This window comes from Natronomonas salsuginis (assembly GCF_005239135.1).
Classification (GTDB): domain Archaea; phylum Halobacteriota; class Halobacteria; order Halobacteriales; family Haloarculaceae; genus Natronomonas; species Natronomonas salsuginis.
Map to the genome: position 1 here is coordinate 99,661 of NZ_QKNX01000003.1, position 15,386 is coordinate 115,046.

Annotated in this window: 16 protein-coding genes and 1 pseudogene; 8 read left to right on the forward strand and 9 right to left on the reverse strand. The window is 61.8% G+C overall.

Features of this window, described 5'->3' with window-relative positions:
• Positions 1-29: 29 nt before the first annotated feature.
• The 6 genes and pseudogenes from DM868_RS08815 to DM868_RS08840 all read left to right on the forward strand — a co-directional run.
• On the forward strand, positions 30-1,439 hold the full coding sequence (locus tag DM868_RS08815; RefSeq protein WP_137276515.1) for a DUF4397 domain-containing protein: 1,410 nt from the start codon (positions 30-32) through the stop codon (positions 1,437-1,439).
• A gap of 88 nt (positions 1,440-1,527) precedes the next feature.
• The gene (locus tag DM868_RS08820) at positions 1,528-1,806 is read left to right on the forward strand and encodes an ArsR/SmtB family transcription factor (RefSeq protein ID WP_137276516.1); all 279 of its coding nucleotides are present in this window, start codon (positions 1,528-1,530) and stop codon (positions 1,804-1,806) included.
• Positions 1,807-1,837: 31 nt separating this feature from the next.
• The gene (locus tag DM868_RS08825) at positions 1,838-2,149 is read left to right on the forward strand and encodes a hypothetical protein (protein ID WP_137276517.1); all 312 of its coding nucleotides are present in this window, start codon (positions 1,838-1,840) and stop codon (positions 2,147-2,149) included.
• A 349-nt stretch (positions 2,150-2,498) separates the two neighbouring features.
• Entirely contained in the window at positions 2,499-4,067 is a 1,569-nt protein-coding gene (locus DM868_RS08830) for an AAA family ATPase (protein ID WP_137276518.1), read from the forward strand.
• Positions 4,060-5,406 carry a hypothetical protein gene (locus tag DM868_RS08835; protein ID WP_137276519.1) on the forward strand — a complete coding sequence of 449 codons (1,347 nt, stop codon included), beginning with the start codon at positions 4,060-4,062 and terminating at the stop codon, positions 5,404-5,406. Before DM868_RS08830 ends, DM868_RS08835 begins: the two co-directional genes overlap by 8 nt.
• Positions 5,402-5,704 (forward strand): annotated as a pseudogene (locus DM868_RS08840) (restriction endonuclease); the annotation flags it as partial. The gene DM868_RS08835 and the pseudogene DM868_RS08840, both read left to right, overlap by 5 nt.
• A 131-nt stretch (positions 5,705-5,835) precedes the next feature.
• Here the strand turns inward: DM868_RS08840 and DM868_RS08845 are convergent.
• The 6 genes from DM868_RS08845 to DM868_RS08870 all read right to left on the reverse strand — a co-directional run bounded on the left by DM868_RS08845 (position 5,836) and on the right by DM868_RS08870 (position 11,564).
• Complete coding sequence (locus DM868_RS08845; RefSeq protein ID WP_137276520.1) at positions 5,836-6,570, reverse strand: IS6 family transposase; 735 nt, start codon at positions 6,568-6,570, stop codon at positions 5,836-5,838.
• A gap of 86 nt (positions 6,571-6,656) precedes the next feature.
• Positions 6,657-8,822 (reverse strand): type B DNA-directed DNA polymerase, encoded by a 2,166-nt coding sequence (locus DM868_RS08850; protein ID WP_170964467.1) that lies wholly within the window; start codon positions 8,820-8,822, stop codon positions 6,657-6,659.
• Between the two features lie 2 nt (positions 8,823-8,824).
• A complete protein-coding gene (locus DM868_RS08855; RefSeq protein ID WP_137276522.1) occupies positions 8,825-9,130 on the reverse strand; it encodes a hypothetical protein in 306 nt (101 codons plus the stop codon).
• A gap of 3 nt (positions 9,131-9,133) precedes the next feature.
• Positions 9,134-10,069 (reverse strand): hypothetical protein, encoded by a 936-nt coding sequence (locus DM868_RS08860; RefSeq protein WP_137276523.1) that lies wholly within the window; start codon positions 10,067-10,069, stop codon positions 9,134-9,136.
• Between the two features lie 303 nt (positions 10,070-10,372).
• Positions 10,373-10,885: a hypothetical protein gene (locus tag DM868_RS08865; RefSeq protein WP_137276524.1), complete on the reverse strand. Its 513-nt coding sequence runs from the start codon at positions 10,883-10,885 to the stop codon at positions 10,373-10,375.
• A complete protein-coding gene (locus DM868_RS08870) occupies positions 10,872-11,564 on the reverse strand; it encodes a nucleotidyltransferase domain-containing protein (RefSeq protein ID WP_137276525.1) in 693 nt (230 codons plus the stop codon). The genes DM868_RS08865 and DM868_RS08870 overlap by 14 nt, the downstream gene beginning before the upstream one ends.
• 368 nt (positions 11,565-11,932) lie before the next feature.
• On the opposite strand from DM868_RS08870, the gene DM868_RS08875 reads away from it, so the two are divergent.
• Positions 11,933-13,177 carry an RNA-guided endonuclease InsQ/TnpB family protein gene (locus DM868_RS08875; protein WP_137276526.1) on the forward strand — a complete coding sequence of 415 codons (1,245 nt, stop codon included), beginning with the start codon at positions 11,933-11,935 and terminating at the stop codon, positions 13,175-13,177.
• A gap of 11 nt (positions 13,178-13,188) precedes the next feature.
• Here the strand turns inward: DM868_RS08875 and DM868_RS08880 are convergent, their stop codons facing one another.
• Positions 13,189-14,217, reverse strand: coding sequence for a Cdc6/Cdc18 family protein (locus DM868_RS08880; protein ID WP_137276527.1), 1,029 nt, complete (start codon positions 14,215-14,217; stop codon positions 13,189-13,191).
• A gap of 145 nt (positions 14,218-14,362) precedes the next feature.
• Between DM868_RS08880 and DM868_RS08885 the strand changes: the two genes are divergently transcribed.
• A complete protein-coding gene (locus DM868_RS08885; RefSeq protein ID WP_137276528.1) occupies positions 14,363-14,572 on the forward strand; it encodes a hypothetical protein in 210 nt (69 codons plus the stop codon).
• A gap of 31 nt (positions 14,573-14,603) precedes the next feature.
• Here the strand turns inward: DM868_RS08885 and hisE are convergent, their stop codons facing one another.
• Both hisE and DM868_RS08895 read right to left on the reverse strand, forming a co-directional pair.
• The gene (hisE, locus tag DM868_RS08890) at positions 14,604-14,912 is read right to left on the reverse strand and encodes a phosphoribosyl-ATP diphosphatase (RefSeq protein ID WP_137276529.1); all 309 of its coding nucleotides are present in this window, start codon (positions 14,910-14,912) and stop codon (positions 14,604-14,606) included.
• Positions 14,909-15,355: a bifunctional nuclease family protein gene (locus DM868_RS08895; protein WP_137276530.1), complete on the reverse strand. Its 447-nt coding sequence runs from the start codon at positions 15,353-15,355 to the stop codon at positions 14,909-14,911. Before DM868_RS08895 ends, hisE begins: the two co-directional genes overlap by 4 nt.
• Positions 15,356-15,386: the final 31 nt, after the last annotated feature.

Genomic DNA, 15,386 nt, shown 5'->3' on the forward strand with positions numbered 1-15,386 from the left:
CTGCTCGACGGTCGACCGTTCGCCCGCAGATGTCGAACCACAAACGACGGACGATTCTCAAGACGGTGGGCGGTGTCGCGGTCGTCGGAACGCTCGCGGGGTGCGCCGGGAACGGCGGCGAGTCGGAATCGACGCCAGAACCCACACCGGAGCCGACCGAGGAACCGACGCCAGAACCGACCGAGGAACCGACGCCGGAAGCGAACGCGGCGCTCCGCGTGACGCATCTGTCGCCGGACGCACCGAACGTCGACGTCTACGTCGATGGGGACACCGTGCTCGAGGACGTGCCCTTCCGCGCCGTGAGCGACTACCTCGACCTCCCGTCGGGCGAGTACGACGTGATGATCACGGCCGCGGGCGACATGGACACCGTCGTCTTCGACGAGACGCTCGAGGTACCGGCCGGCGAGTTCACCGCCGCCGCGCTCGGTGAACTGGCCGAGGAGAACCAGCCGTTCGCCGTCGAGGTGTACGAGGACGACGTGTCGAATCCCGAGGGGATGGCCAGAGTTCGACTGGTCCACGCGTCGCCGGACGCGCCCAACGTCGACGTGACCGTCGACGGGGAACCGCTGTTCACGGACGTGCCCTTCGGTGCGGCCGGCACCGTCGAGGTCCCCGCTGACGAGTACGAACTGGAGATCCGGCCCGCCACCGAGAACACCGACGGCGACGTCGTCGCCACCTTCGATCTCGCGCCCGAGGCGGGCACGGTGTACACCGCGTTCGCGGTCGGCTACCTCGCGCCGGGCGACGCCCCCGCCGACGTGCCCTTCGACCTCGAAGTCGTCGTCGACGCGAGCTACGACGTCGAGGAGCCCGACCCCGAGGCGTCGCTGCGGGTTGCACACATGTCGCCGGACGCACCCAACGTCGACGTCTACGTCGACGGCGACGCCGTACTTCAGGACGTGCCCTTCCGCGCCGTGAGCGACTACCTCCAGCTTCCGGCCGGCGAGTACGGCGTGATGATCACGGCGGCAGGCGATATGGACACCGTCGTCTTCGACGAGACGCTGTCGCTGACCGGGAACGAGTTCACCGCGGCGGCGCTCGGCGAGCTGGCCGAGGAGAATCAGCCGTTCAATGTCGAAGTGTACGAGGACGACGTGTCCGACCCCGGCGATATGGCGCGGGTTCGCCTGATCCACGCGTCGCCCGACGCGCCCAACGTCGACGTGACCGTCGACGGCGAACCGCTGTTCACGGACGTGCCCTTCGGTGCGGCCGGCACGGTCGAGGTCCCCGCTGACAACTACGAACTCGAAGTGCGACCGGCGACGGAGAACACCGACGGCGACGTCGTCGCTACCTTCGACCTCGCACCCGAGGCCGGCACGGTGTACACCGCCTTCGCCGCCGGCTACCTCGCGCCGGGCGACGCCCCCGCCGACGAACCCTTCGACCTCGAAGTCGTCGTGGATTCCGGCGCGTAGCCGGGGAATCGGCCCTCCAGCAGATGCCCGACCGATCTCGGCTCGTCGCAGCGATACTTTTAGGCGAGTACGCGGAGTCTGTGCGGACATGGAGGCCGTCCTGTGGTACGTTTTGACCGGTACCCGGGGCGGCCCCAACCGCGTTCGCATCCTCCGGGCGGTCGACGATCGCCCCCGGAACGCGAACCAGTTGGCGGACCATCTGGGTCTCGACTACACGACGGTGCGACACCACCTCGACGTGCTCAGAGAGCACGACATCGTCGGCCGGACGGGCGACGACTACGGGACGGTGTACTACCCGACGGAGTACACACAACGGAACTGGGATCTCGTCGAGGAGATCGCCGAGGAGCTACCACTATGACCGACACGACGCACACGGGAGCGAACCGCGCATGACCACGATCGACTGGATAGATATTGCACGCGTCAGCGTGGCGGCGAACACGGGGATGTTGCTCGCGCTCGTGTGGATCTGGGGCCGCAACTACGCGACGTTCCGCTCGAAGCACTCGCTCGGGCTGGCGGCGTTCGGCAGCCTGCTCCTCGCACAGAACGCGCTGTCGCTGTACTTCTATCTGTTCCACCCGGTGCTCGCGGGCTGGTTCGCCACCGACATGCCGCCGCTGGCGTGGCAGGCGAACATCGTCATCCACGTGTTCCAGACGGTCGCGCTCGTGTTCTTGCTGTGGGTGACGTGGGACTGACGGGCGGTCATATTGGTCTATATCGCTCGGCTCCGAATCTCTCATTTAGACGTTCGGCGAACGCTTCTGCTCGCTCGTGAGCGTCGTCTTTCGTGTCAACCGACTCAAGCCCGATTCGACCGAGAGATAACTCCCGACCGCATCCGTTGGGTAGTAGACAGCAGTAGTGAACCTTCCAGCCCGTCGCCTCGTCTTTGAGTCCGTAATAGAGAGGTTCGGCGCAATATCGACAGCGAGCAGAGGGGTGCTTTTTGTACAACATCTCGGGAAAGCGTCCCCGCGTCATCGTTGATAAACGCCGCCATCGCGGTCGCATACTTTTATACCCCTGACGGGACAGCGCTACGTAATGGCATACGACGGGCCGACAGTCTTCCTCGCGCCGTACGGGAACGCCGCCGCGCAGGAAAACTTTCAGCGAACCGTTCTCGATGGGCTTTCGGGATCCGAAGTCGCGGCCTACTCGGATTCACATTCGTCCGGAGACACCGTTCGCATGTGGGGTACGAAGGAGACGGTTTCGGGGACGTGGCGGCAGATCGATCCCGGCGACTACCTCCTGTTTTATAAAGACGGTGGCTACGATCACGCCGCCGAAGTCATCTCGACCGAGCGAAACGAATCGCTCGGCCGAGCGGTGTGGCCGAATCACGAAGAGGGAAAACCGTGGGTCTGTATCATCTATTTAAAAGAGCCGATCGAGACAAACATCGACTCCGAAGAGATCCACGGTCTCGCCGGCCACGATATCTCCTATACGATGGGGTTCAGTTCGCTGAACGACCTCGGACTCGGTGGCATCCGCGGACGGTACGGTTCCGTCGAGAACCTCGTTCACGGACGCCCGGCCGCCAGCGATCGATCGACGGAACAGGCGACGCTCGACGGCGGCCCAGAGCCGGATATATATACGGAGCCGTCGATCGATCTGCCGGCTGAAACATTCGATTCGCTGTATTTCCACGACGAGCAACGCGAGGAACTGATCGAATCGATAACGGCCGCGTTGAACGCAGGAAAACACCTCATATTCACCGGCCCACCCGGAACGGGAAAGACCGAAATCGCCCGGCAGCTCTGTTCGTATTTAAATACTGAATATCCGCATATATATACCGGACAGCAGCTCACGACCGCGACGGCGGATTGGTCGACGTTCGAGACGGTCGGCGGGTACATGCCGGGCGAATCCGACGGGGAGAACCTCTCGTTCGAGCCCGGACAGGTCCTGCGACGGTTTAAAAAGGAACGTACGCAGCGGAACGAACTGCTCGTCATCGACGAGATCAACCGCGCCGATATCGACAAGTCGTTCGGCCAGCTGTTCACCCTCTTATCGGGGCAGGCCGTCCAGTTGCCGTACCGACGCGACGGCGAGGAAATCGAGGTCGTTCCGGCGTCCGATTTCGACGGGCAACTGGCACCCAACCGATACGTCGTCCCCGCTTCGTGGCGGATTTTCGCGACGATGAACTCCTACGACAAGACCTCCCTCTACGAACTCTCGTACGCGTTCATGCGTCGGTTCGCGTTCATCCACGTCGACGCGCCCGAAATCCCGCCCGGACGCGAGGAAAGCAGTGAACTCGTTCGATCGTACGCAGACGTGTGGGGAATCGACGCCAACGACGACACGCTTCGGGACGTAGGGGAGATCTGGTTCGCGGTCAACGCGACGGAAAACGGACGCAATATCGGACCCGCGATAATCAAAGACATTCTGTCGCACGTCAACGGACGAGAGATCGACCGACGAGCCGCCCTCTCCGGTGCCGTCGCGAGCTACGTGTTCCCGCAGTTGGAAGGTGTGCCGAACAGAGGCCAGATCGTTTCGCGAATCGCCCATACGGACGTGGTCGATCGCGGGCGGTTGGGTCGATTGGCCGGTGACGTTCTCGGTGTGACCGTCGATGGATAGAGACGAACTCGTCGCCGGGCTCTCACAGGACATCCTTACGTACGTGATGCACGGCTCGTTTCCCGAAAACCACGTCGCGGCAGAACTCAAACCGAACGGGCTCGACGAGCGCTTCGACGATTTCGAGTCGCTCGTTCGGCTGCACTTCATACTCAAGCCGGGCGTCGTCGACTTCGTCGAAGCGCTCCCGAAGCGGCTCCGGAACATCAAGACGGGGACCGAGACGACCACGACGGTCTCTCGGGGGAGCGTTTCCGGTCGAATAGACTGGCCATCGACGGTGAAACAGCGCTACTCCACGAACCCGCACAATCGCGCGCTGTTCGTCTGCGACGACCGATCCGAGAGCTACGAGATCGCCGAGAACATCGTGTTGAAGCGGCTGCTCTCGGTCATTTATAACACGTTGGACGACTGTGAGGCGTATCTCCGGGCGGACTACGAGTGGGTGACCCATCGGTGGCGCGAAAACCTCGAACTCGTCGATGTCATGCGCCGGACGTTCGAGCGGAACGTCCACGTCAAACGAATTCGCGATCCGGAAACGTACGAGCCGACGGATCGGATGTTACAGCGAGCCGAGACGGCGCGAACGCCTTTATATACCGACGCGGCGGCGCTGCTTCGGTCGTATCGGGATAGCCTCGACGCCGATCGGGAGGCCATGACCGAACTGCTTGAACAGACGGCGATCACGCCGGACGACGAGGAGACGCTCTTGGAGCTCTACGTCCTCTTTCGATTCGTCGCCGCGATCGAATCGCTTCGCGAGGAGTCGTTCACCCTCTCGACGATCGTCTCGGACTCACAGGCGATCGCCCGGATGGTCGACGACGACGCCGAGATAACGCTGTATCACGACAACTCCGCGAGAGAACGAGGGCTCTCGTTCGTCCCGGAAAACTTCGAAAAGGAGCGGACTGACCTCACGCGAAGCGAGATGGTCCAACGCGAGACCCGTGAAGTGCTCTCTACGTATTTCGAGAACGACGAGTTCCGCCGAACGACCGGACGACCAGACGTCATCGTCCTCGAAATTGACGCCGACGGTCGGCAGGAGTACCTCATAACCGAGATCAAGAACTCGACGAACCCACAGACGATCCGGTCGGGGATCAAAGAGACGCTCGAATACCTCGCGTTCCTGCGGCAGAACGGCGAGTTCGTCTTCGAAGACGACACCGCGTACTTCGGCTCCGGCTGGAACGGGCTGCTCGTCGTGCAGGACATCGAGGAGTCCCAAACGGCGGCGCTCGACGAACAGCGTTCGATCCGGATTCTCCAAGCGTCCGAGGTCGAGTCGAAACTGCGGACGGTCCTCGAATCGGTCGTGAACTGATCGAGCGCTTATAAACGCCTTCGTCCCCCACGCCGTCGACGAGGCCGGCGGCTTCGCGGGCTTTCGGGAGACGGCGACGAAGACGAACTCGCTGGTGGATCGCCTCGAAGCGCTGACGCTGCCGCGGCTCGCGGACGTGGCGGACGGGCTGGAACGGTATATAAATGCCGTCGAGCGCGCCGAGGAGCTGGAGGCGAAGATCGAAAAGACCGATCGGTTGATCGACGAGATCGTTTATGAATTGTACGGGCTGACGGACGAGGAGATCGCGATCGTCGAGGAAGCGGTCGGGGAGTAACATCCGCGCGAGCGAAGTGAGCGCGGTTCTCCGAGCTGAACCCGATGTGGTTCGAAAGACCGCAGGGCAGTCTTTCGTCATTGCCGGACACGGTCCGGCAAGCAGCCAGAACGCAGAGCGTTCTGGCCACATCACGAGAGAGTGCATACGCTCTCTCGAACGACAAAAAGTCGGGAGGGCACTGTCTGGTTGAGCACCGCCTCAACGGGCGTTTGATTATCTGGCGCTTGATTCGGCCGATCGTGATTGTAGTAGTGGCGAAAGCGGCGTACCCAGCGTCGGGCGCTCGATTGACTGCCCCGCGAAAAGGAGTGAAAGCGGTCGATTCGCATCGATACTGTCTGGAACCACTTTTCGATGTGGTTCCGCTCTGTGTAGTTGAGCTGACCGCTCAAATCGTGTTGAAAGAGGGCAGTCAGATACCCACCAGCATCGACCAGGAATTCGGTGTCCGAAACGTCATGTTTCTCGGTTAACTGATGCAAGAACGCTGCCGCGGGACCGATCCCGCGGCGGCTGTATACGTCGATTTCAAGCAGTAACTTCGACCCCGTATCGATCGCCGCATACAGCCACTGTTTCTCACCATCAATCTCGATTTGTTTCTCGTCGACGGCAACCCGCGACGGCTCCGCCGTCGGCGGGTCGCCCTGCGATTCAGCGAGATCGTGTGTCCAATTCCAGACCGCTCCGTGAGAGCGATTAACGCCGAGTAACCCTAACACGGCGGCCACCTCCCGTACCGACAACCCCATTGAATGGAGCCGGACCCCGAACACCCTGACGGGTGTCGGGGTCGGCTCATTCTCCCAAACCTCATCACAATCCACGTCTAACGTCTCCCTGAGCAGGTTTGCGAGTGTCATGGACACCACTCACTACGACCTGCTCGCTTCTCAAACTCCCTGAACTAGACAGTGCAACGTTATCCGGCCAATCGGATTCATGTTGGTTAATTCCCCTTCGACTCCGTGAACGCTGTCAGCTCTGGCACCCGTGTCTCCGAGAGCTCCCGACGGAGGTCTGATCGGGTCCAGCCTAACGGTGAGAGAACGCTCTCGACAGCTCTGATGAGTTCCGTCTCGTAGTAGTCCGGATCGTACATCTCGACTTCCTCGTGAGCCAATGCGACCCGCTCTCGCGAGGTCTTCCGATCGTCGACGACGACGTACTCGATGTCCTGTCCCGGATGGACGGCGAGGTTCTGGTCACGAGCGCGCTTCAGCGCCGCCACGTTCTGCGTGTTTTGGGTGTAGCCCTCGAGTGGTTTGGATACACGATTCCGTTCGACGAGCTGCTCAATCGGGACCTGACCAGCGTGTAGCTGGTCGATTGCATCCTGAAGACGTCCGAGTACCGCGTCCGGTGACCGCGTGGCATCGAGCCGGTCGAGACAGTCTCGCTGGACATCCTCGGTGAACGGCGGGGTCGAACGCTGCCGGGCTTCGATACCTCTGATCTTGAAGTCGTCGTCGCCGGCGACCTTCCCGAAGTACTTCGTCAGCGCGCCGGAGTCGCTCTCACGCTGCGGGACGAACGCCACCCAGTCGTAGTGCGCCTCGTGTTCGAGTCGAATCTCGACGCGTTCCGTGATCTCCGTCGCGAGCGTCCCGAGGTCCTCGCGGTCCTCGTCGTCGACGTCAGGGTCCGGGGTCACCCAGATGGAGTCGACGATGCCGTGGACGACGCGCCAGCCGCCGGCTTCCAGCCGTTGTTTCGCCGTCAGCAGAATTTCGCGAGCGAACGCGTTGATCGCCTCGTGGCACTCGATGCGGCCGAACTTCGCGTTGCTGAACCCTTGATACCCGAAGCAGGCGACGAGGATCCACTTCAACGCTCCCGACCGCCCCTCGAGTTCCGCCAGTCGGTCCTCGTCGGGGCCGTCCCGTTCCTTCTCGCGCCGGATGGCCGCCTTGATCTCGTCGCGTGCGTCGATGATCGGCTGTAGCACGTCGACGAGGTAGCCCCGATCGTCGCAGATCGAGTACCCGAGGCCGGGGACGTCGTCGCGGTCGCTGTGGCAGTCACACCGGATGACGTCCGGCGAGACGTTCCGGGTACAGATGATGTTCGGGTACAACGAGGAGAAGTCGAGTTCGTGGACGTTCTCGTGGAGGCCGACCTCGGGGGCGAAGATGAAGCCGCCGCGGTCGGCGTCGTGGAGCGTCCCCATCGGTTTGTAGAACTCGTGGCGCCAAGAGTTCCAGGGGACGAGAACCCCGCGGTCGTGGGCCTCGCAGATCTGGATCGCCGTGAGCACGTTCCCGATCGACGCCCACGCGAGCTCCTGGACGGGCTTGTTCGAGCGCGACACGAGGTCGAGGACGCCGTCGAGGTTCGTTTCCCCGTAGAAGAACGTGTTCGACTCGTCGATGATCGCCCGACCGGGCACGTTGTACCGCGCCGGTGAGTGGCCGACGCGACCGTAGCTCGAGTAGGTCGACCGGCTCGCGAGCTGCTGGTAGTCGACGTCCGGCCACCGACTCATCGAGAAGTCGTCGACGCCGGCGTCCGTCGCCATCTCGTGGAGGGTCGGGACGATCTCGTTCGTCGAGCAGACCAGGACATCCGGATCGTGTGCGTCGAGCGCCCCTTGGACGGCGGTCAGGATATCCGTCGGCGAGCCGGTGACGGCGTCGCCGCCGACGGACAGTTTCTCGTAGACGTCGTTGCTCGTTTCGGTCACCGGAACGCTGAGCCGGAATGTCGACAGCTCGCTCGCCGGCGTCGGATCGGCGTCTGTCTCCAGACAGTATCGGAACTCTCGCGAGAAGTCGACGTTGAAACAGGCGAGATCCCCGACTGGATAGTCCGACAGCTGGCGTGCCTGCCGGGCGAGTGGGGTGACGCGGTCGATGTGGGCGACGTCGACGGCGAGAACGGCCTCCTCGTCGCGACGGAATCCGGGGCGACGCCTCACCATCTCGGTCGCGACGACGTCGGGATGTTGGTCGTAGATCGACTGGAGCGCAGTAAGATCGATATCTGCGTCAGGGTCTCGAGCAGCGACGTAGAAACGTGGCGTGTAGTCGTCGTGTTCGGTTGCGACGGCGCCGCCGCCGGTGGCATCCCACTCGATAATGCGCCCGTCGTCCAAGAAGTCGATAGTGAACGGCATCGTCAGGTGTCTGCTTCTGGCAAGCCGTCTTCCTGGTCATCGCGTGCCGCGACCGCGGCTTCGAGCTCCTCGAGGCGCTCTTCGTGGTCGTCGAGACGGGCTTCCTGTTCGAGGTCGATACTGACTAGCGCGGGGAGGAGCGGGTTCTGGTGGTTCAGAAGTCCGCTCGCGTCGGCGTGCTCACGAGCGTACTCGAACAGCTGGTCGAACCGTGGTTGGTCGCGACGCCGCAGTGCCCGCCGGAAATCCGCCCAGCGTTCCTCGATGGCCCGGAGTGCGTCCCGATACGTCGGGTTCGTACGGCCCATCGGTTATCGTCCTCCAGCGCTGGCTGTCCACGCGTCGAGCAGCGGATCTGTTCCGACTGCCACTGACTCTCCATCAACTGTGACACCGCTCCCGACGCCCTCCGGTGTTGGCGTCGACGGCGTGGTCGTCGGCTCCATGCCGACCTGCGTGGCGCGTGCCGCGAGCAGCTGCCGCCAGTACGCGAACGTCGTCTGGTAGTACGCGCCGTCGTCGACGGGATAGACGAGCGTCTCGAAGTCCTCGCCGACGACCCGTGGCCCCATTCGAGTTTGCTCACACTCCAAGTGGTGGTCGGCGACCGTCGCGACCGGTTCGGTGAATTCGTTTCGTTCGTTTCGCGTAACGAGCACCGGGATGTCGTACCCATCGGCGTAGGTCGCCAACCGGGCGAGAGTTCGAGCCTGGAGGGTTTTCGCGTGGGTCTCGCCGAGGGTATCGTCGGCGCGGTACTGGGCGTCGACGGCCGGCGCGACGATGAGTGATGGTGTGTGTGGTGATGCATCGTCACTATCCGCCGGCTGCCGATCTCGGACGGTGTCGTTGGTCGTCGATTCCCGGATGGACTGATTCACCGCCGCCGGGAGATCACAGACGGCGCCGTAGTGCTGGTAGGCGGTGAATCCGCGTGCCACGTGGATTCGGTTGAGCAACCGTTGGCTGGGTGCGATCCGGGCGAGTGTCGTCGTCGTCGCGTGCCCGTTGGCGTCGATCCAGAAGGCAGGGCCGTCGTGGAGGAGCAGATGATCGAGCGCGAGCGACTGCAGGATCGGGACGCCACGGCTTCCCTCCACGTCGAGTAGCGTGATACCGTCATCGAGCGAGGGAAGCAACATCCCGTCGGTCGCCGGATCGGTCTGGTCAGCAAGGGTTCGATTTCTCTCTGCCCCTCGAGTTGGCTGTCCCACGGCCAATCGATTCGATGTCGAATGATCTGGCATATTCGACTAGATGACGGATGTTCCCAATAAGCCGCGGCGTGGCGGTTCCGCGTTTCAGGAAAGAGAGAGGCTCCGACTCAAATCGGAGTGAGTCACCCGATTTCCATCGGTGTTCGCCCGCTTCCGAGAAGATTTCCGGAGTTGTAGCAGTCTCCTCTGACAGTATTAACCAACATCTCCGAACAAGCGCTATAGATGTTGGTCAAGCGTGATCGCTATTGACACTTTTTCCGCTCGACCACATGAGTAAAATTTCTTTTTATAGAAGGGGACGAGTTCGAGGCTCGGGTTGGCGTGGGAGCGTCACTCCCGTTTGTCGCAGTTACGCCGTGAGTGAGCGTCGGCAAACTCGACGAGATATTGGTGGATTTCTTCAGCTAAATCGTGCATTGCCATCGCAAAGTCTCGACCGGGGCGGTCGATGTGATAATAGAACCGCGAGCGGTGCTCGGAGCGGAAGGCGTCGATCCGGCTGGCGACCTCCTCGTCGGAAAAGATATTTCGCACCGCGATGTCGTCGAATACTTCTTCATGTTTCCGATAATCCGCTGACTCCGCCACTGTCATCTCGACGAGGTAAAACTGGAACGACCGCTCGATAGCGTTGAACGAGAGTTCGACGATACTCACGTAGTTGTTCGTTCCTTGCCGAAGCTGTCGACACGTCCCCAGCATAGCACACGCCTTTCCGAGCTGAATGTCGGCGTCGTCGCTAGCTCGTTGCCAGGAGAGTGAGTCCTGTGCTGGGCCGGTTTCGCCGTCCTCTAACAGCTGTTCGGCGTGTTCGAGCGCGGCGACAACCTCACTCAGCCCCACCGCCAAACACCTCCCGTTTCACCGCATCGAGTGCTGACGAGTCTCGAAGCGTCAGCCCCTCTGTAAAGATATCGTCGATTCGGTCGTGGTTCGCAGCCGTTTCCTCGGGTTCGACCACGATGTGTGCCTCATAGCGATCGCCGTCGAACTGCATATCGGCGATGTCCTGTTCGATGGTGTGGGCCTCACGCTGGGCCTTCATTCTCTCTCCGTCAATCACGACGAACAGGTCGATGTCACTCGTTCGGTCGGCGGTACCCCGTGCGACGCTGCCAAAGAGAATGATGCCAACGTCGTCGGCAATCCGCTGTTCAATGTCGGCGAGGATCGCTCTGACCGGCTCGTGATACTCCGATTGAGGGATGGTCGTTACCGGATCATCAGCTTTGATGAGCATCCCCGAATCCATCCGGACGGCGTTTGCCCGCCCGGAGCGATCAACGTCGATCACGCCAAGTGCTTCGAGCGAATCGACGGCGGCGTTGACACCACTCAATCCGTTTCCCGTCACCCGGTGGAGCTCCCGGTTTGTGAACTCCTGTTCCGGATTGTCGACGAGTATCTGCAGGATGTCGGCGGTTGCTCCATACCGGAACGCATCTGGATCACCGAGGGGAACGGGAAGTCGAACGTAGGTCCCTTCCTTTTTCCTACCGGACCGAACTGTTTCAGCAGTCATGAATGCTGAAACGGTTCAAATGAATAAGAACCTTTGGTCGTAGTGAGACCGGAGGCATGTCGCGATTAGCTGAATGCAGGCGCTAAGCCCCCGTCCTCAAGGAGCAACGCAGGCCGAAGGCCGAGTAGCGCAGTAGGGCGGGGATACAGCGCCGTCATCATCTGTCCATACACTGCTCTGTTGCAGGCTCACAGGCCCACGCAGTCGCAACGTTTTGTGCATAGAGTATATACTATACATACGATGAAGCGGACCACAATCACGCTCCGAGGGGACCAACACGAGTGGATTCAGGAACACCACCTGAATCTCTCGTCGTTCACTCCGCGAGCGACTTGACGAGTACATCGAGGAACACGAATAGCGCCATGTACTACGCCTACAAGTATCATCTTGAGCCGTCCGACGCCCACCGTGAGGAGTTGGACCGCCACCGAGACATTTGTAGGCAACTGTACAACCACGCGCTCTACCGCTTCGACCAAATCCCCGAGGATACAGGCACGCTCAATCGGCGCGTTCGCTCCATCCGAGACGAAATACCGTCCCTGAAAGACTGGTGGGATGACCTCTCGGATGTGTACTCGACAGTTCTGCAAACAGCGGTCATGCGAATCGAGCAGAACGTCAAGTCACTCGGGGGACTCAAGGAGAACGGCTACGGCGTCGGTCAGCTCAAGTGGAAGCCGCCACGGGAGTTCCGCAGTTTCACGTACAGTCAGTCTGGCTTCAAGTTCGACAAGAAGGGCGGTCAGACTGTCCTGTCCCTCTCGAAACTCGCGGAGATACCGATACGGCTCCACCGACCCATCCCCGACGACGCCACACTCAAGCAGGTCACGCTCAAGAAAGAGCCAACGGGCGAGTGGTTCGCCACCTTCGGCGTCGAGATGGAGCGTGACCCGACCGAGCCGCCTGAGAATCCCGAGGAGTGCGTCGGAATCGATGTGGGCATCCTGAAGTACGCCCACGACACCGACGGCACGGCGGTCGGGTCACTCGACCTCTCGGACGAACGCGACCGCTTGGAGCGCGAACAACGGAAGCTCTCGCGGAAGCAACACGGGTCGAATAACTACGAGACACAACGGCGACGCGTCGCGGAGTGTCACGCCGACCTCCGACGGAAGCGCCGCGACTTTCTCCACAAATTGTCGAACTACTACGCTACCGAGTACGACTTTGTGGCGGTCGAAGACCTGAACGTGAAGGGGATGATGGAAAGTCCGTCGTACAGCCGCAATACGGCGTCTGCCGCGTGGCGGACGTTCCTTCGGATGCTTGATTACAAGTGCGAACGAGCGGGGACGCACTTCGTGGCGGTCAACCCGAGAGGGACGACCAAGGAGTGCGCGTCATGTGGCGTTTCGACGGAGAAGCCGTTATGGGTCCGTGAACACTCGTGTCCCGCCTGTGGGTTTGAGGCGGACAGGGACGCGAACGCGGCGTGGAACATTCTTTTTCGCGGCCTCGAAGATGTAGGAGTGGGATACTCCGAATCAACGCCTGTGGAGACTGCGCTCGCTGTGGATACACCTGTATCTGCAAAACGCGTCGTCGAAGCAGGAAGCCCTACCCTCAAGGAGCGAACGGCGTCAGCCGTGAGCGAGTAGGGTAGGGTAGTTCACTGCATCGGCGACGCAGCGGCCGAATCGACGAGCGAGTACTCTCGATCCCGGCTCGTTCCCTCCGCCTCAAGGAGGTTGTACTGCGCCATCTTCGAGAGGTACGTTCGGACGGTCCGTTTCGTCCGTGGATCGTCGACCGCCTCGGAATAGCGCTCGTGTATCTCGCTCGGCCCGACCGGGCCATGCTCGCGAACGATGTCGTAGACGACGCGCTGGTGCGGCGTGAGCGAGTCGAGGCTCCTCTGCTTAATCTGGGCCCGAGCATCCTCGGCGGCGTCCAGGAGAATATCGTCGGTGATGCGCTCGTGGTTCTCGCGATCGGCTTTGCCGGCGGCCGTTCGGAGGATCCCGATTGCGAGGCGGGCGTCGCCGGCGGCCGCGTCGGCGATCCGATAGAGTTGGTCGTCGGTGACGACGTCCTCGTCGAGCCCCCGCTTTGCCCGCGCACTCAGGATGTCGTACAGCTGTTCGTCGTGGTACTTGTCCATCCGGACGTGTTCGCTGGAGCGCAGCCGGCTCACGAGGCGGTCGTCGACGCGGCTGAACAGCTCCTCTTCCGTGTTCGCGATGCAGATGATCGCGAACTGCGGGAGGCTGTGGAGGTCGTAGATGACGCTGGGGTCCTCCAGTTGGTCGACCTCGTCGAGGATGACGACGGTTCGCGGGCCGTCGTGCTGTTGGAGGCGGTCGACGAGTTCGTCGTGGGGCGTTGACTGCCGGTGGATGTCGATAGTCGCGCCGAGGTCGTCGAGAATCTGATAGAGCGTTCGGAATCGGGTGTAGTTGCGCCAGCAGTTGACGTAGGTGGTCTCGACGTCGAGGACCTCTTCCCGGAGTCGTTCGGTGACGAACTGCGAGATGCAGGTCTTGCCGGCGCCGCTGGGCCCGGTGACGATGGCCGTGTCGGCGGGTTCGCCGTTCGTGATGGGCTCAAGAACGCTGGAGAGATGGTTGACTTCGGCGTCGCGATGCTCAACTTCCCGAGGGACGAACCCGGCGCGGAGGACGCGAGCATCGCGGATCATCTTTCTCTGAGAGATTGATTTCGGTTCAGGTTACATAAGCCTGACCGGGTTGTTTCCGGAAACTCCTATGATAGTACCATCGTGAGTACCCAAAAACCTACGCCGTATCCCGATTTGTGTTCGTGGAAAGTCGAGGCTTCCGGAGATGGACGAAGACGATACCTACGAACGCGACGGCACGACCTACGTGACGTTGGCGCCCCGAATCCTCAATCTCGAGGAAGTGACGGACCGATTGGAGGAGCTCGAACGCGGCATCATGGACGCCGTCGACGACACGAGCGGGGACGACGAACTGATGCGGATCGATGAGGTACTGGCGCTTCTCGACGTCGATATCGACGCGCCGGTCTGACCTCGATTCGCGCGGGTCGTCATCCGAGTCGTTAGGTGTGTCGCTCCCGAAGCTCCGAACGAACGGTTTCGAGATCCAGCCCCTTCATCGACAGCAGAACGAGCAGGTGATAGACGAGATCGGCCGCCTCGTGCGTCAGTTCCTCGGCGTCGTCGTCTTTGGCCGCCAAGATGAGCTCCGTCGTCTCCTCGCCGAGCTTTTCGAGGACGGCGTTCTCGCCCTTCTCGTGGGTGAAAAGCGACGTCGTGTACGAGTCCTCGGGGAGGTTGGCCTTTCGCGATTCGATCAGCGCGGAGAGGTCGTCGAGGACGTCTTCGCGTCCGTCGTGGGCGTCGCTCATGGCCCCATCAAGGTCCGGATGTCGTCTAAGTGTTCGTATTCCGCGAGCGGTTCGCGCCCGTCGTCGAACACCGCCGTCGAGAGCTCGATGTCGGCGTTCGTCCGCGCGGCGAGGGCGAGCGAGTCGCTCGGACGGGCGTCGACGACGACACCGCCACGCGGCGTGTCGAGATACAGATCGGCGATGTAGGTGCCGTCGTCGATGTCCGAGATCGCCACGCGATCGACACGACCCCCCAGTTCCTCGACTACGTCGAGCAGGAGATCGTGGGTGAGCGGCCGCCCGATGTCGACCGCGTCGAGCCCGCGCGCGATGCTCGCCGCCTCCTCGAAGCCGACGAAGATCGGGAGGACGTCCGACTCGCCGTCGACGGCGATCGTCACGACCGCGACGACGCCCGAGGGCGACTCGGCGAACCGGACGCCCTCGATGTGTGCGTCCATGGGGGATAGAGGCGTCGAAGCGGTAAAAATC